The following is a 22,585-nucleotide window of genomic DNA, read 5'->3' as shown; positions in this document are numbered from 1 at the left end:
TTATATCAATAGCAATAACCACTTCCTATAAAAAATTAGGGAGTGGTTTTTTGTGTTATTAAAATTTGCGTATCAAGACTTTTTGGATGACAGACGTTTCAAGAACACAACCAAGACGAATATCAAAAATTATGAAATGCTTTTAGGCAAGTTTATTGATTATTGCATTGAGAACCAAGTAGTAAATGTTGAGGACATTACCTATAGTCATGTTCGGCAATATCTTTTAAATTGCCAAGAAAAAGGCGACAAAGCGGGTACAATCAACACTAAACTATTAAGAATCCGAGCATTTTTAAACTATATGGTGGAATGTGAAGTTATCAAAACCAGTCCTGCGAAAAAGGTTAAGAGGCAAAAAGATGATGTAAAGATTGATGTTTTCAGTGATGAACAAATACGGCAGATGTTGAACTTCTACAGAAGGATAAAACAGCGAGACAAAAGCTATGTAGCTTATCGTGATTACATGATTATTATATCCATTCTTGGAACAGGGATAAGAAGAGGGGAGGTTATCAATCTTCAATGGTCTGACATAGATTTTGTAAATAAATCGATATCAGTGTTTGGGAAAAGCAGAAGAAAAGAGACAATTCCCATTACGGATAAGTTGGTAAAAGAACTAGCGGGATATCAAACCTTCTGTAAACAATATTGGGGAACTATGAGCGATTATGTTTTTGTGAAACGAGATAATACCCAAATGACTGATAATTCATTGATGTTAGTGTTTAGATATCTAGGGCAAAAAATGAATTTCAAAGATGTTCGTGTATCTGCTCACACGTTCCGTCACACATTTTGTCATCGATTAGCTATGTCTGGAATGAGTGCTTTTGCCATTCAGAAGCTTATGAGACACCAAAATATTGCGGTTACGATGAAGTATGTTGCTATGTGGGGGAATGAGTTAAGGGAGCAGAATGACAAGTATAATCCACTGAATTCATTAGATGTGTAAGTGAAAAAAGGGAGCAGTCACATGGCTGTTCTCTTTATTTCATTTTTATCACCCCAACGCACATAACACGTTGAGAAAAATCCCGATACGAGACGAAAAAAAAGGGTGGATAGGCTACACTAAGTTAGACAACTCTTATAAGGGGTAGTACACTAAAAGGACTAACCTTAAGGAGCGGGTCAAAATGAGAAGAGAACGTCGAACGTTTACAGCCGAATTTAAACTACAAATGGTGAAGCTCTATGAAAACGGCAAATCGCGAGCAGATATTGCGAGAGAATATGATATTACGCCTTCTTCATTAGATCGTTGGATTAAAAATCACCAGGAAACAGGGTCTTTCAAGGCAGAAGACAATCGTACGACAGAAGAAACAGAATTGCTTGAACTACGCAAAGAAGTGCAACGCCTACGAATGGAAAATGATATTTTAAAGCAAGCCGCGCTGATCATGGGACGAAAATAGATGTGATTCGTAACAACGCTCACAAATATTCGGTATCAGCCATGTGTGACGTCCTACAAATTCCAAGAAGTACTTACTACTATCACCTTCACAAGCGTGAAGATGACGAAAAACAAGCGGAGGAAGCAGACTTACAAGAGCGTATTTATACGATTTTTAAGCAAAGCCGTAATAACTATGGGACACGTAAAATTAAGAAAGAATTAGAGAAACAAGACATGATGGTTTCTAGACGACGTATAGGGGGAATCATGAAGGATTTAGGTCTTGTCTCGAATGACACGGTTGCTTATTACAGACCACAAAAGAAACAAAGTAACGAGGCGACAATCGCCAACGTATTAAATCGTGAATTCCAACAAGAGAAGGAATGATCGGTGTTAGTCAGTGATTTAACGTACATGCGTATCGGGAAAAAATGGCACTATGTGTGCTTGTTTGTCGATCTTTTTAATCGTGAATTAGTCGGTGCAAGTGCGGGCCCAAATAAAGACGCAGCGCTTGTCTACAAAGCATTAAGTAGCATTAAAGGCAACCTGACAAATGTACAGTTATTCCACACAGACCGTGGCTCAGAATTCGATAATCAACTGATGGCAGAAGCAACAGAAGCATTTGGTATCCAGCGTTCACTTAGCGCAAAAGGATGTCCGTATGATAATGCCGTGGCAGAAGCGACATACAAGAGCTTTAAGATCGAATTTGTGTACCAACGTACTTTCCATTCCCTTGAACAACTAGATCTTGAACTGTGGGATTATGTGAATTGGTTTAATAATATTCGGATTCATCAAACACTAGGATATCTGACACCGACTGAATTTAAGCAGCAGTCCTTATAAAAATTGTTCAGGTTAGTGTTGACATTCCATTCCTTCATTTAATTGAGTAAGCATTTTAGGAAAACAACGCTTTCTATATTTAAGGCAACTTGCATTTAAGTACATTTCCTTAACATAGTGCATAGGATAATTTCATAAATGTGAAGGGACTGAGAAAAATGTATTACGTTCCTAATATGTATCCATATCAATATCCTTATTATGTTAATGTACCCATGAATAACTATGGTAGGCAGTCTGTTTACTGGACTAATCCTGTTGAGATAGAACATGCAAACAGATTTGGCTCTTTTCGCTCTTCCAATGGTGATGTCAGTATTTTGTTAAAAGATTATGGACCAAAACCGTTTGTCGTTAATATCAATGAAGCTACGAAGCAAAACAATACGTACCGTACCGCTTTATGGACAGGAACTCATTTGCAAGTTACCTTAATGAGTCTAAATGTTGGCGAAGATATCGGTTTGGAAATGCACCCTAACGTTGACCAATTCTTACGTGTTGAACAAGGTCAGGGCATTGTTCAAATGGGCAAGCGGAAAGATAATTTAAATTTTAAAAGAAATATCTATGATGATTCTGCAATCATGATACCTGCTGGAACATGGCACAATGTAATCAATACAGGTAATATCCCGCTAAAACTTTACTCAATATATGCTCCTTCCAACCATCCGTTTGGTACTGTTCATAGGACTAAAGCAGACGCAATGGCTGCAGAAGAAGGCTATGGTAACGAAAATGGAAATACAGTAGTTTTTGGAAGGACTCCAGATGAATGGATAAGATATACGGAATTTTTGGTAAAAGAAGGCTTGGAAGACGTTAAAAGAGGAATTAATATGACACACATTCTTCAAGAATTTATTCTAATGGGAGTTCTTGTAGGGAAAGGGTATTCTCCCGAAAAAGCATATGAAACAGTAGAAGAATGGGAACGTACAGGAGAATCCAAACTTCTTCAGCAAAGCAAAAATATGTAGAATTAGAGTAAAAGCATATAGTTAAGGGTAAATCTACAATCTGGGGCGTTTCTGCAATAAGCAGAGACGATTTTTTGTATTATACTGAATTGGTTTGATAAAGAAAGCACGCTCATTCACAAACTGACATTCGGTAAATTTTCGATACGACTCAAATAACAGATGTGATTTAGTGCGGTAAAATGGTAAAACACATAGTAATAAACTGATGTGGTTCGACAACGATAACCGATAACAGAGTTGTATCCTATTAGGGTGATATCACAGGAATAGATATCTCTGCTATTATAATGTTGTTCTCTATAAGTTATATGTAAATCTAGAGCGTGCCTTAAGTTTGCAATCGATAAGCATTACCTCATTGTAAATTTAAAGTTGATATTCTAATTAATTTACAAAATGTAAATAAAGTCTTTCACTCTAATTTTACAATATGCTATCTTTGATTCATCAGATAAGTACGGAAGGAACGATGAACTTGAACATAGCATATATCAGAGTATCAACAGTTGAACAGAACGAGGCAAGACAAGTCGAAGCAATGAAACAGTACAAAATAGATAAGGTGTATCAAGAAAAAGTCTCAGCCAAAAATACAGACAGACCAAAGCTACAAGAGATGTTAGACTTCGCAAGAGAAGGAGATACAATCTATGTTGCAGACTTCTCAAGATTAGCACGCTCCACAAAAGACCTATTAGAACTAGTCGAACTATTAGAATCAAAAGGAGTTCAACTAGTATCAATTAAAGAGAATATCGACACTTCAACGGCAACAGGCAGACTAATGTTAAAGATGATTAGTGCCATTAATGATTTTGAACGTGAAAATATGCTCGAAAGACAACGTGAAGGCATTGCAATAGCTAAAGCAGAAGGAAAGTACAAAGGACGAAAAGAAGTAGCAATCCAAGATTTCGAAAAGCATTATCAACGATATATGAATCGTGAAGTATCAAAGTCTCAGCTTGCAAAGGAATTAGGGGTATCACGACCAACACTAGACAAGTTAATCAAAGAGCATCAACAAGTGAGTTAATAAGGGACTCCCCAAGGGTGTCTCTTTCTTTATGTTGATGATATGGGGGCATGATTTCCACATCTTCACTAGGGTCTTAGTTGAGAAATGGGGTAGGCTACTACATTCACACGTCACGAAATCTTGCTACTTGTGGTAAGACTTTACCCCCTTGTATTATGAAATAAGAATTGTAGTCGAAAAAAGAGTGGAATGGGGTAATAATTTGAGAATTGATATTTATTTTCATGATTATAAAGATAAGAGTGAATCCAACAGGACTTTAGAAGTTCTGGAGTTATTCCTTAACAAACACATTATCATGAATAACTATAGTAGTGTATACAATAGTATATCATTTAAATTTTTGAATAACCCACCGAAGAAGCGGGAAGCAAAAGTACTTATGCCTTATGGAATTCATCCTGAGGTAGAGATTCTCTCAAATTTTGAAGGCAATGGGAAATTGTCCGTAGAAACATTTCATCTTGCACTAGGTTTGATACAGGAAGCAATTCCTCGTATAGCACATGCCCCATCTAAGAAAGAGTTTGATTTTGAAGTTGAAGGACTTTTGAGAGATATTAGTACGGCTGCTAAAGATGCCCCTCATTCCAAAGAAGCACTAAAACATTTAGAGGATAACAAACAGCAACTCACCATACAAAATCGTATGAATTACAGATTGAGAATAATTGAGAATTTTAGGGAGAATCCAAGACCTTTAGATACAAGGCTTATAGGAGTTCGTGTCCTTAACAGATTTCGCTTTGAAGATGATGATGTTTATTTCTATCAGAATATGTATGAAACTATATTTTCTGATGTTCTCCGTAGGTACGATATTCGATTACCTCGGTATCAGGAAATCTATTTCGATTTAGTAAATTCTGTAGAAGAAGCCACCGATATTAGTACTCAAAAGGAAGATTGGTTTCAGTACACCCATGCAATCTTTGATTACAAACGATTTAAACAATCCTCACAAGAAACGAAAGAACAAATATTATTAGATTGTTTAATTGACGGACTGAGATTTATTACAGATTTCGACCATTTAGAAAAAGACAAAATTGAAAGTGCAATTGAGTATATCCAGAAGCATAAACTGCAAACACCTCTATTTTATATCACTAGAGAAAATGAAGAATACGAGGTAAAAGTTCAATATAAAGTAACAAGTATCATTGGAAACCTTGTAAAAGCTAGTTATGACTTACACATTTGCCAAAAGGCATCAGGAGAAGAGCGTGTTATTCCACTGGGGGTATTCGAAACATTTAATGTGCCTTATGTTTTGGGAACTATTCGTCTTACTAAGAAACAAGTCACAATCAAGGGGAGAACAGGATTAAGAGCAGAAATCTATCGTTCAAGCGAAAAAGCACCTAGTGAGTACAAATTTCAGTTTCAAGAACTGTTCTTGAATAAAAATTAACTGTTAAACCATTAAAAAGGAACATAATTGGTAAGCCATCTATACTGGTTTTCTTGACCACTTTACAGTTTTCTATCACTACTTTATAATTTGAAATGAAGCTTTATCACGAGAAGTGGTTAGTGCTAAATGAATATAAGTAATACATGATTATATAAATGTTTTCAGCATCCGTAGCAGCAATGTTCTTAACAACAGAAGCTGTAGTAGCTGACAAGCCACAAGAAAACGCTGGTGGCATGGGCATGCCTGACATGGGCATGGGCGGAATGGGCGGCATGATGTAATAAAGGTATAAAAACCTTGTTATATTAACGTTTATAAACTTATTCACCGCTTTTGGTAATGAGACTTTTAAAGAGGTCTCCATTAAGGTCTAAAACTTAATGGAGACCTCTTTTTCATTCATTGTAAAGTCAGAAAAGTTAGAAGTATACGGCGAGTAGTTTTTTCAACGTAAGTGATATAATAAAAAGTAAAAATATCTACAGGAGTGACTTTGAATGAGCTTGGCAAGCTATATTGGTTGTAATGTAGAAATACCGCTTAGTGATGATGATTCGAACGATGTAATACTCATAGGTAATTGTTTTTCGGATGAAGTTCATCGAATTAATGTTAAGAAGAACCAATTAACTACTGATTATGTTTATGAAGTATCGACTCATTGGGGAATTAACATTTCGGAGTATACGAATCAAAGAGTTCGTACTGAATCAAGGCAGAAGCTTATTAGATTATGTGAAATTATGGACGAATATCTCGGAAAAGGAGATTATTTTGAACTATATACTTGTTGGATTGGTGAAGAATATGAGGAACGGGAAGGTGAGTTGACTATACAACTAAAAAACTTTGACATAGACAAAATTAGTATTCCTGAAAGAACAGTAGTGAGATTTGAAAAATGAAGTCTTTTTTGAGGAACAGCAGAGCAAATGTGCTTTTGTATTTATTCATGGGTTCTCATGTCTAATCGCCATGAGAACCCGTTTTTCATTCATTATTGTTTTATTGTCGCAGTTGGATGCAATGTAGTTCCACCAATTGAAACGTTTATTTCATTAGATAGCGGAATATTTTTTTCATCTAAAATTGTTCTCCACCATTCCCAAGCAAGGCCGGTACATTCTCTTGCATAAATGGTAATGTTTTTGGCGTTAGGGGGAAGTGGAATCACTGTTGAGAAATGGGCTGTTCTATCCTTGTAATTTCCGTCCCATGTTTTATGAGTGACGATTTCTTTTCCATTTTCATCATATGAAACTTCATCCCAAGATACAGCAAATTGCGCAACATAGGCGCCGTAATGATCGAGAGTTATTTTTCCTTTTGAATATTCGGTTGCTGTTGTTTCAATATAATCTGTATTGTTTTGGATGGCAGCTACTGAATGATCTTTTAAGAAAACGCTTGTATAAGATAGCGGATAAGCCGGATTTTTTAGACTGAATTCAGCATTGTTTTTAATAATATTTCGGATTTCATCAAAGTCTTTTGTAACAACTTTGTTATGCTCTTTTGCATCTCCACCTAATACGACTGCAGTGAAAGTACTATCTTCAAAAATATCTTTATACTGCATACTCGTTTCAACACTATTATTTTTCAATAAAGCTTTGAAGGCGGCTTGCACATCTTTACTCTTGGAAGTAGTTTCTAGTTTCACATAGATGGTTCTTCCATAAGCAACATTGGACACCATCACTGGTGGAGCTTCGTTGCTAACTCCTTTACGCGTTAACTCATTAAATGTAACACTTTGGTCAAAGAGGTCAGATGGATTATTTGGTAACTCAGCATTTACGGTATAAAAGATTTGCTTATAGGCAGCAACCATGACTTTTTTCTCGCCGTTCGCAATGGCATTAAAATCAATTCCTAGTGAATTATCAAGGATTTTGGCATTTACATTAAGCGCGCTCGCTATTTGTGATTTACTATAAACCATAGACTCGGTATATTGTAGTCTTGATGGAAGGGAATGTGTTGCGGAATACTTTTCATTCCAGTTAGAAACTAACTGATCAATAGCACCTGAGACATTCCCGTATGTTGGATTTTCGACAGTAATTGTATTTTCCTTTTTCATTCCAGGTAAATCTATACTAATATTTAATGGCTTTCTTTTAGTTATTAATAAGTTCGGTTGATTTTCTACAAAAGCTCGGTTGGCTAGTTGAATAGCCCCTGGATATGCGCGGTTTGCGATAGAATCAATAATGGAAATATCTACTGGTGAAGTGGTTAGGGATTTTTTCTCACGTTCAACGACAATGAATTTACCGTTGGCATTAATGCCTTCTCGTGGAACGAAACTTTCAATTTGGTCCCCTTTTACTGCTAAAATTTCGTTACGATTATAGTTTAAGTTAGCAATCCCGACATCGATATCGCTGAGTTGGCTCGCTTCCATGTTTGCATTTGTCGGAACAGCTTCAGCATATGAAGCTAGCGGATAAGTTGTAACGAATAAGGTAGCAGCTAATGAAACGATTAATTTGATGCTTTTGACATAATGTGTTATTTTCATATGATGTCCTCCTTTGGGGGAATAGTATCATAAGATAAAAATGGTAGTCTAGTAATTATTTGATATATGGATCGTTTTAGTAGAAATATCATATATTTTATGATGATATGTTAAAAAGAATAGGATAAAAGATACAATTATAACTACCGATGAAGTAGAGAAGAAGAATTGAGTGCAATTGCTATTGTTCTGACGATTATTTTTAAGTAATCACTGCTCAAACCCCTAATAAATCAAGGTTTTTTAAAGAGGTTTCTCACAAGTTGTTCAAACTTGTGGAAGCCTCTTTTTTATTTGCTTCGTTACACAAGTGAAAACGAGTACTACGCATGAGTGTTATACTGAATTCATGAATAACTTAATGATACTATGGCCATTCATCTCTGATGGCTGTTTCAATAGTAAAACACTTTGAAGGGATTTTGATGACAGCAATGAGTAAAGAAAATGAAGCTAGGGACTATATCCGGCAAGGTACACCGGCTTTTAAAAGAGCGAATTTGGCGTTATTCGCCGCCGCTTTTATTACCTTTGCCAACCTGTATATTACACAGCCTATCATGCCGATATTTACAGAGGAATATCATCTCACGCCGACAATGGCGAGTTTGTCCTTGTCGTTGACTACTCTTTCCTTAGCATTCGGACTGCTTATTTTTGGCTCTCTTTCTGAAGCGTGGGGAAGAAAAGGTATCATGTCCGTTTGTATTATCATTACATCGGTACTGACTGTAGTTATTGCATTTTCCCCAACTTTTGAGTTTCTGCTGATATTAAGGGTGATCCAAGGTTTTGCTTTTGCCGGTATTCCTTCGATCGCTATGGCTTATCTTGGTGAAGAAATAGAACAGAAGAGCATAGGTATTGCTATGGGTCTATACATTAGCGGCAATACGATTGGAGGGCTTTCTGGGAGGATCATCATGGGAACGATGACGGATTTATTCTCTTGGCAAACAGGAATGGTGTTTTTAGGCATTATTAGTCTGATGGCAGGTTTGTATTTCATATGGGCCCTACCGTCATCAAAACATTTTCATCCGCAGCCGTTAAAATTAAAAAAACTTTGCGGATCACTTATTTCTCATGTGAAAAGTCCAGTTCTTGTGTCTTTATTTTTGATTGCTCTTTTTTTAATGGGCGGTTTTGTGACGATATATAATTATTTGGGATTTAAGCTAGCGGGGCCTCCCTATCATTTAAGTATGACGATCATCGGCTGGATGTTTCTTGTTTATTTAGTGGGGACATTCAGTTCTACCTGGTTTGGTATGCTAGGGGATAAATTTGGCCGTCCATTATTTATTATCATTGGAACGCTACTCATGCTGTTAGGTGTCGTATTAACACTCCCCGCTTCTCTTTTTTATAAAATCATTGGTATTGTGGTGTTAACGTTCGGATTCTTCGGTGCCCATTCTGTTGCGAGTGGGCTGGTGAGCCGCCACGCGACACACGACATCGCTCAAGCATCTTCGCTCTATTTATTTGCTTATTATATGGGATCTAGTATTGGGGGATCAGCAGGAGGGATATTTTGGTCGCACTATGGCTGGAGCGGAGTCGTCGGTTTTACAGCAAGCTTGCTGCTCATTTCAGTTCTATTGGCCTTATCGGTAAAAAAATTATCTGGAAGGGGAAAGAATGTGCGATCTGACTTATTTTGAAAGTTCACCGTAAACAGCGCTGATCGCAGACTTAGAGGTACATAATAAAGTGAAACTTCAATCAATGGGGGGTTCTCCATCCCCACTGATTAAAAGAAGAACAAAGGCTAAAGTCGCAATGCCTTTGTAACCTGCATCGTGCAGGCCCGAACTAATCGGACGTTTACAGCCCGTTAATGCGGGATAAAATTTTTTAGATGAAAACATAATTCGGTTTTCAGCTCAATATTATTAATATGAATGTAAGAGATACAGTAACGAAGTGCAAGCCATTTTCATTGGTAAATCGTTTTAGAGGAGTGATTCAATGGCTCAGGTAGGGAAGGATGATTTTGTCAAAGGGTTTGTTCCGAACCATAATCATGGTTCGGTTGATTATACTTCGGTGGAAGCGGGGCATGTTCATCAATGTTTAGATGTCACTTCTCCTCCTATTATGACGCCGGATCATAATCATATTCATTATACGGAAGGCTATGTGGTGTTTGAAAATGGGCATACTCATCATTATAAGGCTTATTCGGGCCCAGCAATTCCAGTAGGCAATGGCATGCATGTTCATTATTATGATTTTTACACAACTGAAAATGGTGGACATCGACATCATGTAAGAGGGGTGGATCAGCCAGCGCCAGGAAATAGATAGGTAGAACAAAAAGAGTAACGCTTGAAAATTTCGCGTTACTCTTTTTTGCTTGCTTAAAAGATCGATTTCCACAGCAAGATGAACCAATTTTCTTTTTCGACTGCTTCTTTGGCGATGATATCGATGGTCGCTTGTTTTTTTAGCTCTGTTGTTAAGTATTGTTCCGTTGGGCCAGTGAGTTCCATAGTGCCTAGTTTTTGACCTTTTTCAATCGGTGCGACCATATTTTCCTCTTTTAAGTGCAGCTTGCCTTTGATTGGCTGGTCGGTTGTTTTAGGTATCATGATACACGATTGATCAGTTGTGGCGATGGCGACTGTTTCTTGTTTTCCTTTTTCGATGTTAGGCTGTTGCACGTAGTCAGCCGGATTCACGCGTTTGCATTCCCATTGCTTAAAGCCATAATCGAGCAGTTTTTTTGTTTCCATAAACCGCGCTTTTGAACTTGGCTTTCCTTCTTTGGTTTCTGCGCCGATGACGACAGAGATTAGTTCTTTATCGCCTCGTTTGGCATGTGAAGTGAAACCATGTCCAGCTGCTTCATTCATGCCTGTTTTCATCCCAAGGATTCCTTCATACGGATATTTCCCACCCGGTAGCATTTCATTCGTATTTACCATCTCAATGACTTGAGTGTCAGTTATATGAAAGACTTTTTTCTTTGTGGTTTCAATCGCCAGTTCGTTAGGGAACTCTTTTGTCAGATGGTAGGCAAGTAGAGCCAGATCCTTCGCCGACATATGGTTTTCGTCTTCAGGGTTTGTTCCTTTTACTTCATATGGGTGAATGTCTTTATTGTTTAATCCAGATGTGTTGACAAAATGAGAATCGCTTAGCTTCAGTTGTTTCGCTGTTTCATTCATCATTTGAATAAACTGTTGATCCGTTTTTCCGGCCATTTCTCCAAGCGCACGGCTGGAGGCATTGGCAGAGACCATCATCATCGAGTCATATAATTCTTTCAGCGTATATTCTTCGCCTTGGTAGAGGGGGATATTGCTTAATCCTGGTTTTGTTGATAACAGTTGATCGATTTTTTTTGCTTTGTATCCATCATTCCATGAAAGTTTTTTCTCTTTTATTTGGTTGAGTATCACGTATTGCGTCATCATTTTTGACATGCTTGCAACAGGGAGTGATTCCTTGGCATTTTTTTGATATAGAATTTTCCCTGTTTTTGCATCGATTAAAATAGCGGCCTTTGCCCGGACATCAAAAGGAAGTTTTGCGAGTGATGGTCGAGGCATCATCATCATTATTACGATCATGCATAGGAAAATGGCAAGCCATTTTCTCTGATGTTGGTTCATTAAGTTTATCTCCTTTTCTATGTATTTTGCAAAAGTCATTATAACATAGGGAGTGGAATTAAAAAGAACAGGAGTTATCACTTTGGACGTTCATTCAATAAGCGGTTGACATCTTCTTGGTAAAAGATTACACTATGGGATGTAAGTGTACACTTGCATATTTAAAAGGAAGTGGATGTCATGGCCAATCAGGACACAGCTGGTAAAATTATTCAAGCAACTATTGATTTAATACAAGAAAAAGGTTATAAAGCGACAACGACGAAAGCCATTGCTGAGAAAGCTGGTGTAAATGAAGTGACGATTTTTCGCCACTTCGGCAGCAAGAGAAACATATTAGAAGCAGCTGTTCAAAAATTTTCGTATGTGCCGCTTTTGTCTCAAACGATTCGCGAGCAAATTGTATGGGATCTTGAAAAGGATCTTTACTTACTTGCTAAAAGATACATGGATTATTTAGTGTCCATTCAAGATTTTGTACTGATAGGGTTTAAGGAGGCAGGGCTTTTTCCAGAGATTGATGAAGAGATTGCCAATATTCCTTTAGAATTGAAGAATGTGCTGGTAGACTACTTTTTACAAATGGAGCAGAAGGGGAAAATCAGCTGCCCAAACTTTGAGGTCGCCGCTCTTCAATTTATTTATATGAACTTCGGTTTCTTTATTTCGCGGGCGAGACTGGGTTTAAAGGTATCTGCTTTGTCGAACGAAGCCTATTTAAGAAACAGTATTAAAATTTTTTCTAGGGGAATGACTCCTTAGAAAAAATTTTTAACTAATATGCAAGTGTGTACTTGCTTGCAAACTAGGAGGATGAATAATGAAGACATTCAAAAGTTTTTTCGAACAAAAAGAGACTTTGATTGGTATTTTAGCAGCGGCTGCTTTTCAAATTATTTTTTTCTGTGTGTGGATGACAGCGTATGATGGAGTAGATGACCGGATTGGAAATATAAGCATCGGGGTGGTCAATGAGGATGCTTACATTGGAGAACAGATTGAGCAAAACTTGTTAAAGACTGTACCATTTGAACTGAAGAAGTATGCGTCATTAGCAACGGCGAAAGATGATATGAATAAAAGGTCCATTGATATGGTGATCCAAATTCCTGACACGCTGAGCAAAGATATTCAAGCTGGAGACACGGGCAAGGTCATTTATTGGATTAATGAGGCAAACGCTAGCATGGCAAAGACGATGATGGAAAACGCAGCAAACCAAATGAATAATGAAATCAACAGCAGTTTGTTTTCGATTCAAAAAAGTGAGTTGGTAAGCTCTTTTCAGCAACAAATGCCTCAGTCGCTTCCGGCAAAAGAAATTAGCAAAGCAGTCACTAATGTCTTGGAACAAGTGAAGAATGAACCAATCCAAGGGATAATTGAAAAAATAAACGCGAAGGAAGGCTTCGCTGCTTCGATGGTGCCTATGATGATTGTCCTTTCCTCCTTCGTGGGAGCGATGATTATGACGATGCAACTGCAAATAACCACAAAAAAATTGGAACCTTCTTTTGGAAAATGGTCGCTATTTTTCTCGAGGCAAGTGATCCACATTGTTACATCATTTGTATTGGTTATGTTAACAATGGGATTAATGGCCTTGTTCGAGATTGGCAGTGAAGCTTCTTTCATGATGATTTACTTTTTTCAGGCTTTTGTCTTCTTAGCATTTTTGTCTCTTACTCAAATGTTTGTTGCCTTGTTTGGCAACGCAGGTATGATATTCAATATTTTCGCTTTATCTCTCCAATTAGTAACATCAAGTGTCATTTTGCCAAAGCAGCTACTTGCTAGCGGCTATCAAAGTGTAGCAGCGCTGCTTCCAGCGACTTATGCAGCTGATGGATATTATACGATTGTATTTGGTGGAGATCCGGCTAATTTAAGTGCCAATATGGGACAGTTATTGTTAATTATTTTCGCCACATGGATGATCGCCGCATTAGCAGTATTAATGAAACGAACTAGACTTTCACACGCTGGAAAGAAACGAGCAGTCTCCATGTAAAATATTCAATGTATCATTTTCACTGTACAGGGAAATCTTCTAACAGATGATTTGCTCTGGAGGTGGAAGAGAATGGTCAATTACTCTGATCGATACATGCCGATGACGTCGATAGCGAGCGGTATGGGTATGGAAGTGCTCCCTGATTTGTACTGTTATACGAACCAAATTGTTAACATTGCATTTATTGGAAAAGTCGATTCTTCAAATGATTGGGTGCTAGTGGATGGTGGAATGCCTCAATCAGAGGAGAACATTTTGAAAGAAGCGGAGAGTCGCTTCGGGAAAGAGGCTCGTCCACAAGCGATTTTATTAACGCATGGCCATTTTGATCATGTAGGGGCTATCGCAGAATTGGCGAAGAAGTGGGAGGTTCCTGTCTATGCTCATCCTTTAGAACTTCCTTATTTAAAGGGTGAGCAGCAATATCCTGCTCCTGATCCTACTGTAGAAGGTGGGCTTGTGGCTAAAATGGCTCGTTTTTTCCCGAATGAACCGATTGATATCAGTGGTTATGTGCAAGAGCTTCCGAATCATGGAGAAGTGCCAGGATTGCCGGATTGGCGCTGGGTTCATACACCTGGTCATACGGGTGGACACGTCTCTTTTTTTCGGGAGAGTGACCGAGCGTTAATTTCTGGGGATGCCTTTATTACGGTGAAGCAAGATGCCCTATTTGATGTAGCTTTTCAAGTGAAGGAAGTCCATGGCCCACCTCGTTATTTCACGCCAGATTGGCAAGCGGCCTGGCAGTCGGTGAAAAAGCTTGCTGAGCTTAAGCCAGCTGTTGTGATTCCTGGACATGGACAGCCGATGGGAGGAGAGGAGCTCGAAAAAGGGTTGCATATTCTTGTGGAACATTTCTCAGAAATTGCGATTCCGGACTATGGAAAGTATGTCGAAGAATGAATACGAAAAATCCCCGTTTGAGCGGGGATTTTCTCGTTCAGTTGAATTCTCATGATCTGGAAGCAGACTGATTGACCTCTGTTTCATTAAAGTCAATATCCGTTAACTTTGTTTTAGAGAACTTCGTTAAAAACAGCATATAAACGATTCCGATTGTTACCCATATGAGTCCTCCAATCAAGGCATCGGCGTGTAAGTGGTACCACAAAATCCCTGTTAGCCCAGCGCCGAGCAATGGCATAATTAAATAAGAGAAAATATCCTTTGGTGTTTTATATCTTTTTTGTCGGACGATAAAGTGAGCAATGACAGATAGGTTGACAAATGTAAACGCAATTAAGGCACCAAAGTTGATCACCGCTGAAATCAATTCTAAGCTCGGAGCAATAGCGAGCAATGAAACGGCTCCGACTAGGATTACATTAAAGGAAGGTGTTCGGAAACGCGGATGAATACGGCCGAATAGCTTTTTCGGAAGCGCTCCATTTCGTCCCATTACATATAACAAGCGAGACACACTGGCATGGGAAGCCAGTCCAGAAGCGACAGTGGCAGCAAAAGCACCTGATAGAAAAATCAGTTTAAAGATCGCTCCACCGACAAATAATCCAATTTCAGGTAATGTATCATCCGTGACCTTGAAACCAGATAAATCGGGGAACAATGCTTGTGTAAAGTAACTGCAAATGAAAAAGATCGCTCCGCCAATTAGAACGGTAAGCATAATGGCTTTCGGCATAATTTTTTGGTCGATTGCTTCTTCCGTATACATAGTGACAGCGTCAAACCCGATAAAGGAGAAACAAACGACGGTTGCTCCTGTCAGAACAGCCGATAAATGAACATCAGAGTGGAAGAGAGGTTCCGTCGTAAAAAGTGTTCCCTGTCCCATTCCATTGGATAGTTGCATAAAAGCTAAAACAAGAAATGAGCCAATGAGCACCACTTCAAAAATAACAAGGATCGCATTTAAATTCGATGTTTTACCCATTCCCCATAAGTTGATGGCGGTAATAATGATGACATACCCAACCACCCATATCCATGACGGTATATTTGGAAAAATTGATTCCATATAAAGTCGAATAATTAAGGCGTTGATCATTGGAAGAAGTAAATAATCCAATAAGGATGCCCATCCAACAAGAAAACCAAGATGAGGACTAATAGTTTCCCGAGTATACGTATACGCGGATCCCGCACTAGGAAATACTTGTACCATTTTTCCATAACTAATCGCTGTAAACATCATCACCACTAACGCAGCGAGATAAGCAAGCGGGACGACGCCATTCGTTGCTTCAGACACAATTCCAAATGTATCGAATACAACAGTTGGCGTCATATAACCCAATCCAAGTCCAACAATGGCCCATAGTCCAAGTGAACGCTTAAGTGTATTTTGATCTGACATATATCAACGCTCCTTTTTATTTGAATTTTCAGAAACTTAGAGGTGTATTAAGGTGGACGCTCCATCGACAATCAATCTCCTCTCGTTTGAAATCGTCACTTTGTTTGAAGTAAATGCAATTTTCGCACCAACATGAAGAAATGTCGCAATATGTTCATTACTTCAACTAATAAACGAATCAACCTATTTTCTAATAGCAAGGAATTTATGACTGTGTGCATAATTTAGTCTTATTTGAATAAATTCGGGAGGTGCCTGTCACTCCCCGGGTTTTGTCGAAAAGAGCAGTCTCTTTAGTCGTTAGGTTTTCTTTCATTTTTCTGAAACATTTTTCTCCTTTCATTCGTAAGTTTAGATAGACAACGTTTGAAGGGAGTTCATCATGGGAAGTGTCTTTTTATTTTCACTAATTATAGGTTTGATATCAGCACTAATTCTTGCACCTGTTTCTATCAAGAAAGCAAAAGGGAAACAGTCGGCCATTGTTTTTTTCATAGGAGCAGCTATTATACTTGTGCCTACTGTCTTTGCGTTTTATTACCTGACTAACTTAGATTATAATGTCACATCCGTTTGGCCGTTATTAATCATTGTGTCAGCAGCAGGCGCGGTGTTTGCATCGGGGAAGGAGCGATTAGTAAAAGCGACTCTCTTTGCAATGAGTGTAATCGTAGGCGGTTATTTTTTAACAGCGTTTGTATTCAATGCGGATGAAAAATTTGAAGCAGCTAAAATGGAAGAAAAGGTGGAAATTAAACCTTTTGATGAGCGGGAAACGCCAGCCAGTGTGCCACCTAAATTTGCCCGCAACAAAATGAAAAAAGCGTTCGGTCAAGTGCCGAATACGAGCTATTACGAGCTTGGCAGGCTGCAAATTCAAAAGGTCAATGGGGAGTATGTATATATTGCTCCTGTGGAGTTTTCGGGGTTTTTCAAATGGTTGAATGGAGACACAACACCTGGTTATTTCATCATCAGTGCCACCGATTCATCAGCTAATCCTAAGTTTGTGAAAGCAGATATGGAATACACGCCATCCGCTTATTTTAATAAAAATATCGAGCGTCACATTCGCATGAACTATCCAAAGCGCATTTTTTATGGAGAGCCGCAATTAGAGATTGATGATCAAGGAAAGCCATATTATATCCGCACATATGGCGAATTTATTTCAGCGCGTAATGGATTTAAAGTGAAAGGAATTGTGTCAATTGATCCGAAAACAGGGGAAACGAAAGCGTATTCGTTATCTGAGATTCCAAGTTTTATTGATGGAGCAATTTCTCCTGAAACGGTCAGTCTTCAAAACAGTTATTACGGAAATTACGTCCATGGATTTTGGAATAGCAAATTTGGCAAATCAGATGTAAAGCTCCCTTCGGATGAAGGAACGGAGGCTAACGTCAGCCCAGTTTTCAATGAGCAAGGTGAAATGTATTACTTTACTGACTTCACAAGTCCGAAAGAAGGGGTAGATTCGATGCTTGGGTACTCGTTGACGAATGCGAGAACAGGGAAAGCTACTTATTACACAGGAAACTTAGAAGAATCATATATGGATTCTCAAGGAGTGCTGCAAATTATTGAAAAGAAATTTATTGAGAAAAAATGGAAGGGGCAAATGCCAATTCTTTATAATTTTTATGGGGAAGCTAGCTGGTTAACTCCAGTATTGGATGCCAATGGTTTTCTGCAAAATTACTTTATCGTTTCCGCCGCGAATCCAGAAATTTCTGTATCCGGAACAACACCAAATGAGGCATTAAAACAATATAAAACGGCCTTGCAAAGAGGTGGTGGCACGGTTGATGGAAGCTCGAAAACCGCAGAAAAACAAGTCAGCGGAAAAGTGTTAAGAGTTTATAAAGAGAAATCCGGAGACTTCACGCTTGTGTCTTTCTTATTGGAGAACCGTCAAAATTATGTCGTTTCTTCAGAAAATACTCCTGTTGCGATCTACTTGCAAGAAGGAGATCAAGTACATGCGACTTATTTAGAGACTGGGGAACAATTTTTGCCTGTTAAAGAGTTAATAATTAAAGGGCTGGAATAAAATAGCAAACATCATGAGATCAAAAGTTACTTTCAAAGATTATCTTGGAAAGTAACTTTTTTGTTTAATTGCTACTATTTTACCAAAAGTTAATTTAATCATCATACTTTTTTGTAAAATTGATACATTATTATTCTACTATTTTTTGAATATTAGCTAAAATTAGTGGGATGTTTTATTGTTTTTTAGTTTATTCAGGATTAATATGGTTTTAAATCCATTATTTATTATATGAAAAGGGAAACTAATTACATATTTCCGGTATTATTATAATAAATAAAATTCTGGACTAAAGCGGTTAAAGAGACAAATGGAGGATCAAGTATGCCAAAAAAATTATTAGTATTAGCAACGGCATTAGTAGCAACGGCATTCATCAGCGCATGCGGCAATGATGAAGAACCGAAAAAAGAAGAGGCAACGAATACGGAGCAAGATCAGGAGGCAACAGAAGAAAAGTCGGAGCAAGCAAAGGGTGAAGAGAAAGAAGTTCAAGAAAAAAGTGAGCCAGCCGCAGCTAACGAGGACTTTTCCACATTAATTTCCTATATGGAAGAGGAGACGGAAGGAACGGCCAAGGTGGTTTATGAGAGCAATGAGCCACAAGTGCATAAAATGGATAAAGTGTCTGTTTCTTTAGATTCGTATAAGTTAGTAGAGTTGAAGGATTTTCATACAGACTTCTCTATTCCATTCAGAGATGAAACAGAGGGTGGCGTTATTTTAGCTAAATATACAGTGAAAAATGACCTTGATAAAGATGTCTATTATATGCCTACATTAGATATTACTTTTACAGGTGCAGAGAAATATTATACAAATTATAAAGATTTGATTCCTGAAGAGAAGCAAATACCGACAAAGTTAAATTACAAAACAAATTATGTATTAAAAGCAGGAGAAACGGTCACTGGCTACATTGCTTACCCATTTGGTAAAACGGATTTAGCGAAAATCAAGGAACTATCAACGGTAACTGTCATGGTGCCTCCCGCGCTGTTAGAGCAAAATAAAGTAAATTCAGCTGTTGGTTCAGAAGGACGCTTTAATTTAGCTTTAAACGGCGATGGAGCTGAAAAAGTAACGAGCAATAATACTTTTTATCAAGATAGAGCAACATTCGATAACATGGGTCAAAAGAAAATGTTAAAAGAAAAGAGCGGCATCAACGAAAACCAGCAAATAGGGGATGTCAATGTGACATTAGATGGTTACCAATTTGCTGAGTTCACTCCAAATGAAGTGGAAGCTCCGCGATTTACCTCTTTCACAAATGGAATTGTCTTATTGACAGTAAAACTTCAACTAGATAATAAAGGGACAGATAACATCGGTTTATCATCGATAAGTTCAAAGTTAACAGTAAACGATGGGGCTCAATATTTGCTTGGTGAGGGCATGTTGCTAAATTATAAGTATGGTGATTTAGTGAACGCAGGAGAGAAGGGCGAGCTTTTACAAGTTTTCGTGTTAGATAAAGAACAATACGAAAAGATTTGGAAAGACAAAGCATTCGAGCTAGAAATCGGGCCAATGAGAAATCAAGAAGCGAAGGATATTTCTAAAGGGAAGGCAGCAACGTTTACTTTGCCGAACTAACTGGTCAGATAAAGTCGTTGTAGATGCAAGATAAAAGGAGGCGCTCTTCTGCCTCCTCTTGTTAACGATTTTTGCTTAAGTGATTAACAATATATCCTGTTTGAACGATCGTAAATAATACGAATAGAGGAATGGAGACATACAGTACGCGCTTATGCCAATCCATGCTGCGCTTCATAACGATTGCTGAAGCGATCAAACTAGTTACTAAATTCGCCAACATTCGGATCACCCTTTTTCGTTTAGTTTGACCGAATAAGGTGTCTGTCATTCCTCAAAATTTGTCCAATAATTTTAATTAAAAATTCATATGTATTTTATTGTGTTTTATAGCATGTAATAATAAAAAGGGATATAGTTGGAGGTCGAAATATGCAAAGATATAGACGCAGAAACACTCCTGCTTTCACGGGATTAGCTTACTTTACATTTTTTGCTGGAGTTGCTTTATTCGGCATTGGATTATACAATGAGACCAGCTTAGAGCTGAATGAGAAAGGCTACTATATTGCGGTGATGATTCTCGTGGCAGTTGGTGCGATTTTAACACAAAAAGTAACGAGAGATAATGCCGAAGATAACGAAATCATAGCTGAACAAGATCGAATGAAGAACTTATCAAATAAAGAGTGAAGGCGCCGGGAAAGGCGCCTTCACTTTTGTTTTTTCCACAGTTCCAGCGGACTTTTTTCTCGTTGTTCCAATGGCGTTTGAATCATTCTTCTTTATTTATATAAACTTGATATCTACTTTCAGGATTTCAGAGCGACTGCCAATTCGAATCGGCGGTCCCCAGAATCCGAAACCAGAAGAAACAAAAGCATGCAGTTGTCCCTTTTGCTTATATCCCCAATCCAGTTCATACATTTTTCTAGTAATCAAATGATTGGGCGCCATTTGTCCGCGATGAGTATGACCGGAAAATAAAATATCCACACCGTTTTCCTGTGCTTGCTGGAGCTCAAACGGCTGGTGATCCATCGCGATAATTGGATAAGCACGATCGATATCTGTAAGCAGGTTGGCAAATGATTGTCTGTTTTTATCGGTTTTATCTTTGCGGCCGATGAGGTGAAAGCTATGATCGATCGTTAGCTTTTCATCTAACATGATGTTAATATTGATCTTCTTCATTTCCTCGATAAATTCTGCAATTTGCCCACCATAATACTCGTGATTGCCAAGCACGCCATACACTCCTAAAGGAGCTCGCAATTCACTCATGATGGTGCTCATCTTTTTGCGCATAAATGCCTCGAGGTCGTCATCAATAATATCACCAGGTAAAAGAATCAAGTCGGGTTCAATCTTTTTTACTTTTTTGACTAATCGTTTTAAATGAGCGATGCCGGATAATCTACCGAAATGCATATCAGAGGCCATTGCAATACGTAAGGCGTCGCGGGTTCCTTGCTTCTTTGGCACAGTGATTTGATATGTCCGAATGACAGGGCTGTAAGCGTTAAATAATCCGTAGGCAAAGATAATGCCGAATATTCCAAGCACCACATTTCCAACTAAAAAAATAGCTGTGTGTAGCGGAACGGAAGCGAGTGTTAACAAAAATACAGCAAGATCAGCTAACGGCAACAGTAAGAGACTGTATTGAATAACCGCGAGCCAAATGTAACCAATCATTCGGAAAACTGATAAAAACTTTGACATTCGGCTAGCAATAAAAGAATACGAAAGAAAAATAAAAAGCACGCTATACAGCAATGGGTTTTGGGCATCAAAAGCCACCTTTAGCCACACCCATCCATTCCAGCCGATATAAAACAATAAACTATTAAATAGAAGAAGTATGAGAATAAAATGAACCGTTTTAAATTTTGTCATCCACTGTTTCTCCTTTTTGAGGTTGTACTTGATTTTAACATACCTAATGGAGTGGTTTCAGAGGTTTGGATTGTCCGGGTAACGGTTTCCCTCTCTCCCCTCACCGCAAAACTAATGTGGTTTACCACAAAGAAATTGCGGTGATTGACTAGAAAGTTGTGGGTGAAATGGTTAAATGTTACTATATTATTCAGGAATAAGTTCCAATAAGAGAGGAGGATGAGATGAATTATTAAAGAAATAGAACATATATCGTCCAGATTTATTCATGATTTGCAGTTGAGGAAGGATATTTCAGCTTTTTCTCAAGAAAAATTTAAGGAAAATCGAACTCCGTTTGCAGATTCTCTTAAATTGCATTTTTACGCATTTTCTGAAGGAACTTGTCATGACGATGTAACTTCATGTTTAGAAGGGCTTATCCTCTCTTTAGATATGATCGACGATATTCAAGATGTAATAAGTTTGAAGAAAAAAGCGATTGTAAATTGAAAAAGAAAACGTTACCTATTATGTATTTGTTGAATCCTTCCATTAAAGAAGGAGAAATAGTGAGAGATTATTATAACGGGAAGATCTCTTTCGAAACATTGCTAAGCTATAAAGAGAAAATAATCGATCTATTAAAAAAATCAGGAGGAATACAAATGGAAACAACCATTCATTATTTAACATAATCCGAGAGAAGCCCTCTTCCTCAAGGAGCGTGAAGGGCACAGCCCAGCGAGTAGGGAGAGGATGAATCGCGGTTCGGCACAGCCGAAAAGTGTGGGGGGGAGGACCTTCCGAACTTTGTCGAAAGAAAAAAGGATGACATGTTCCATTTGTTCTTGATAGGAACATACATTCGTTTTATAATGATGACAAAGGAGGGGATGGGATGTATCGCACGT

18 protein-coding genes and 3 pseudogenes are annotated in these 22,585 nt (G+C 38.1%); 16 read left to right on the top strand and 5 right to left on the bottom strand.

The features are described from left to right. Positions 1–52: 52 nt before the first annotated feature. From IRB43_RS16685 to IRB43_RS16660, 7 genes and pseudogenes are all read left to right on the top strand, one after another. A complete protein-coding gene (locus IRB43_RS16685) occupies positions 53–964 on the top strand; it encodes a tyrosine-type recombinase/integrase (RefSeq protein ID WP_203364610.1) in 912 nt (303 codons plus the stop codon). Between the two features lie 184 nt (positions 965–1,148). Further along, positions 1,149–2,272: pseudogene (locus tag IRB43_RS16680) on the top strand (IS3 family transposase). 158 nt (positions 2,273–2,430) lie between these two features. Next, a pseudogene (locus IRB43_RS16675) lies at positions 2,431–2,997 on the top strand (cupin domain-containing protein); the annotation flags it as partial. A 730-nt stretch (positions 2,998–3,727) separates the two neighbouring features. Further along, positions 3,728–4,294 (top strand): recombinase family protein, encoded by a 567-nt coding sequence (locus tag IRB43_RS16670; RefSeq protein ID WP_238942071.1) that lies wholly within the window; start codon positions 3,728–3,730, stop codon positions 4,292–4,294. A 205-nt stretch (positions 4,295–4,499) separates the two neighbouring features. Then, entirely contained in the window at positions 4,500–5,711 is a 1,212-nt protein-coding gene (locus IRB43_RS16665; RefSeq protein ID WP_203364607.1) for a hypothetical protein, read from the top strand. Positions 5,712–5,875: 164 nt separating this feature from the next. Continuing rightward, positions 5,876–5,998 (top strand): annotated as a pseudogene (locus IRB43_RS18030) (hypothetical protein); the annotation flags it as partial. 216 nt (positions 5,999–6,214) lie between these two features. After that, entirely contained in the window at positions 6,215–6,622 is a 408-nt protein-coding gene (locus IRB43_RS16660) for a KH domain-containing protein (protein ID WP_203364606.1), read from the top strand. A 92-nt stretch (positions 6,623–6,714) separates the two neighbouring features. Here the strand turns inward: IRB43_RS16660 and IRB43_RS16655 are convergent, their stop codons facing one another. Further along, entirely contained in the window at positions 6,715–8,244 is a 1,530-nt protein-coding gene (locus tag IRB43_RS16655; RefSeq protein WP_203364605.1) for a thiol-activated cytolysin family protein, read from the bottom strand. Positions 8,245–8,669: 425 nt separating this feature from the next. Here IRB43_RS16655 and IRB43_RS16650 point away from each other — a divergent pair, with 425 nt between their 5' ends. After that, the gene (locus IRB43_RS16650) at positions 8,670–9,911 is read left to right on the top strand and encodes an MFS transporter (protein ID WP_203364604.1); all 1,242 of its coding nucleotides are present in this window, start codon (positions 8,670–8,672) and stop codon (positions 9,909–9,911) included. A gap of 307 nt (positions 9,912–10,218) precedes the next feature. Continuing rightward, on the top strand, positions 10,219–10,557 hold the full coding sequence (locus IRB43_RS16645) for a YmaF family protein (RefSeq protein WP_203364603.1): 339 nt from the start codon (positions 10,219–10,221) through the stop codon (positions 10,555–10,557). 53 nt (positions 10,558–10,610) lie between these two features. On the opposite strand, the gene IRB43_RS16640 is transcribed toward IRB43_RS16645, so the two are convergent. Then, the gene (locus IRB43_RS16640) at positions 10,611–11,867 is read right to left on the bottom strand and encodes a D-alanyl-D-alanine carboxypeptidase family protein (protein WP_203364602.1); all 1,257 of its coding nucleotides are present in this window, start codon (positions 11,865–11,867) and stop codon (positions 10,611–10,613) included. A gap of 180 nt (positions 11,868–12,047) precedes the next feature. Between IRB43_RS16640 and IRB43_RS16635 the strand changes: the two genes are divergently transcribed. From IRB43_RS16635 to IRB43_RS16625, 3 genes are all read left to right on the top strand, one after another. Then, entirely contained in the window at positions 12,048–12,629 is a 582-nt protein-coding gene (locus IRB43_RS16635; protein WP_203364601.1) for a TetR/AcrR family transcriptional regulator, read from the top strand. A 58-nt stretch (positions 12,630–12,687) separates the two neighbouring features. Continuing rightward, complete coding sequence (locus tag IRB43_RS16630; RefSeq protein WP_203364600.1) at positions 12,688–13,878, top strand: YhgE/Pip domain-containing protein; 1,191 nt, start codon at positions 12,688–12,690, stop codon at positions 13,876–13,878. Between the two features lie 72 nt (positions 13,879–13,950). Next, positions 13,951–14,787: an MBL fold metallo-hydrolase gene (locus IRB43_RS16625; RefSeq protein ID WP_203364599.1), complete on the top strand. Its 837-nt coding sequence runs from the start codon at positions 13,951–13,953 to the stop codon at positions 14,785–14,787. 49 nt (positions 14,788–14,836) lie between these two features. Here IRB43_RS16625 and IRB43_RS16620 read toward each other — a convergent pair whose 3' ends face one another. Then, a complete protein-coding gene (locus IRB43_RS16620) occupies positions 14,837–16,201 on the bottom strand; it encodes an APC family permease (RefSeq protein ID WP_203364598.1) in 1,365 nt (454 codons plus the stop codon). Between the two features lie 382 nt (positions 16,202–16,583). Here IRB43_RS16620 and IRB43_RS16615 point away from each other — a divergent pair, with 382 nt between their 5' ends. Together IRB43_RS16615 and IRB43_RS16610 are read left to right on the top strand one after the other, a co-directional pair. Continuing rightward, entirely contained in the window at positions 16,584–18,254 is a 1,671-nt protein-coding gene (locus IRB43_RS16615; RefSeq protein ID WP_203364597.1) for a DMT family transporter, read from the top strand. 324 nt (positions 18,255–18,578) lie between these two features. Then, entirely contained in the window at positions 18,579–19,853 is a 1,275-nt protein-coding gene (locus IRB43_RS16610; RefSeq protein ID WP_203364596.1) for a DUF5068 domain-containing protein, read from the top strand. A gap of 61 nt (positions 19,854–19,914) precedes the next feature. Here the strand turns inward: IRB43_RS16610 and IRB43_RS16605 are convergent, their stop codons facing one another. Continuing rightward, positions 19,915–20,076, bottom strand: coding sequence for a hypothetical protein (locus IRB43_RS16605; RefSeq protein ID WP_203364595.1), 162 nt, complete (start codon positions 20,074–20,076; stop codon positions 19,915–19,917). A gap of 149 nt (positions 20,077–20,225) precedes the next feature. On the opposite strand from IRB43_RS16605, the gene IRB43_RS16600 reads away from it, so the two are divergent. Continuing rightward, positions 20,226–20,486, top strand: coding sequence for a YiaA/YiaB family inner membrane protein (locus IRB43_RS16600; RefSeq protein ID WP_203364594.1), 261 nt, complete (start codon positions 20,226–20,228; stop codon positions 20,484–20,486). Between the two features lie 96 nt (positions 20,487–20,582). On the opposite strand, the gene IRB43_RS16595 is transcribed toward IRB43_RS16600, so the two are convergent. Next, entirely contained in the window at positions 20,583–21,692 is a 1,110-nt protein-coding gene (locus IRB43_RS16595; protein WP_203364593.1) for a metallophosphoesterase, read from the bottom strand. 551 nt (positions 21,693–22,243) lie between these two features. Here IRB43_RS16595 and IRB43_RS18025 point away from each other — a divergent pair. Next, entirely contained in the window at positions 22,244–22,369 is a 126-nt protein-coding gene (locus IRB43_RS18025; RefSeq protein WP_275296793.1) for a hypothetical protein, read from the top strand. The last annotated feature ends 216 nt before the right edge of the window (positions 22,370–22,585 follow it).

The sequence above is a fragment of the Bacillus sp. REN10 genome, from assembly GCF_016820555.1.
GTDB lineage: Bacteria > Bacillota > Bacilli > Bacillales > Domibacillaceae > Bacillus_CE.
The sequence above is the reverse complement of the archived record's forward strand: the minus strand, read 5'-3'. Positions and strand labels throughout refer to the sequence as shown.

Bases quoted from the DNA above. Each gene is read 5' to 3' on its own strand.
- IRB43_RS16600 (WP_203364594.1), top strand. From the start codon at position 20,226: ATGCAAAGATATAGACGCAGAAACACTCCTGCTTTCACGGGATTAGCT.
- IRB43_RS16670 (WP_238942071.1), top strand. From the start codon at position 3,728: ATGAACTTGAACATAGCATATATCAGAGTATCAACAGTTGAACAGAAC.
- IRB43_RS16655 (WP_203364605.1), bottom strand. From the start codon at position 8,244: ATGAAAATAACACATTATGTCAAAAGCATCAAATTAATCGTTTCATTA.
- IRB43_RS16645 (WP_203364603.1), top strand. From the start codon at position 10,219: ATGGCTCAGGTAGGGAAGGATGATTTTGTCAAAGGGTTTGTTCCGAAC.
- IRB43_RS16635 (WP_203364601.1), top strand. From the start codon at position 12,048: ATGGCCAATCAGGACACAGCTGGTAAAATTATTCAAGCAACTATTGAT.
- IRB43_RS16610 (WP_203364596.1), top strand. From the start codon at position 18,579: ATGCCAAAAAAATTATTAGTATTAGCAACGGCATTAGTAGCAACGGCA.
- IRB43_RS16625 (WP_203364599.1), top strand. From the start codon at position 13,951: ATGGTCAATTACTCTGATCGATACATGCCGATGACGTCGATAGCGAGC.
- IRB43_RS16615 (WP_203364597.1), top strand. From the start codon at position 16,584: ATGGGAAGTGTCTTTTTATTTTCACTAATTATAGGTTTGATATCAGCA.
- IRB43_RS16660 (WP_203364606.1), top strand. From the start codon at position 6,215: ATGAGCTTGGCAAGCTATATTGGTTGTAATGTAGAAATACCGCTTAGT.
- IRB43_RS16630 (WP_203364600.1), top strand. From the start codon at position 12,688: ATGAAGACATTCAAAAGTTTTTTCGAACAAAAAGAGACTTTGATTGGT.
- IRB43_RS16605 (WP_203364595.1), bottom strand. From the start codon at position 20,076: ATGTTGGCGAATTTAGTAACTAGTTTGATCGCTTCAGCAATCGTTATG.
- IRB43_RS16640 (WP_203364602.1), bottom strand. From the start codon at position 11,867: ATGAACCAACATCAGAGAAAATGGCTTGCCATTTTCCTATGCATGATC.
- IRB43_RS16620 (WP_203364598.1), bottom strand. From the start codon at position 16,201: ATGTCAGATCAAAATACACTTAAGCGTTCACTTGGACTATGGGCCATT.
- IRB43_RS16650 (WP_203364604.1), top strand. From the start codon at position 8,670: ATGACAGCAATGAGTAAAGAAAATGAAGCTAGGGACTATATCCGGCAA.
- IRB43_RS16595 (WP_203364593.1), bottom strand. From the start codon at position 21,692: ATGACAAAATTTAAAACGGTTCATTTTATTCTCATACTTCTTCTATTT.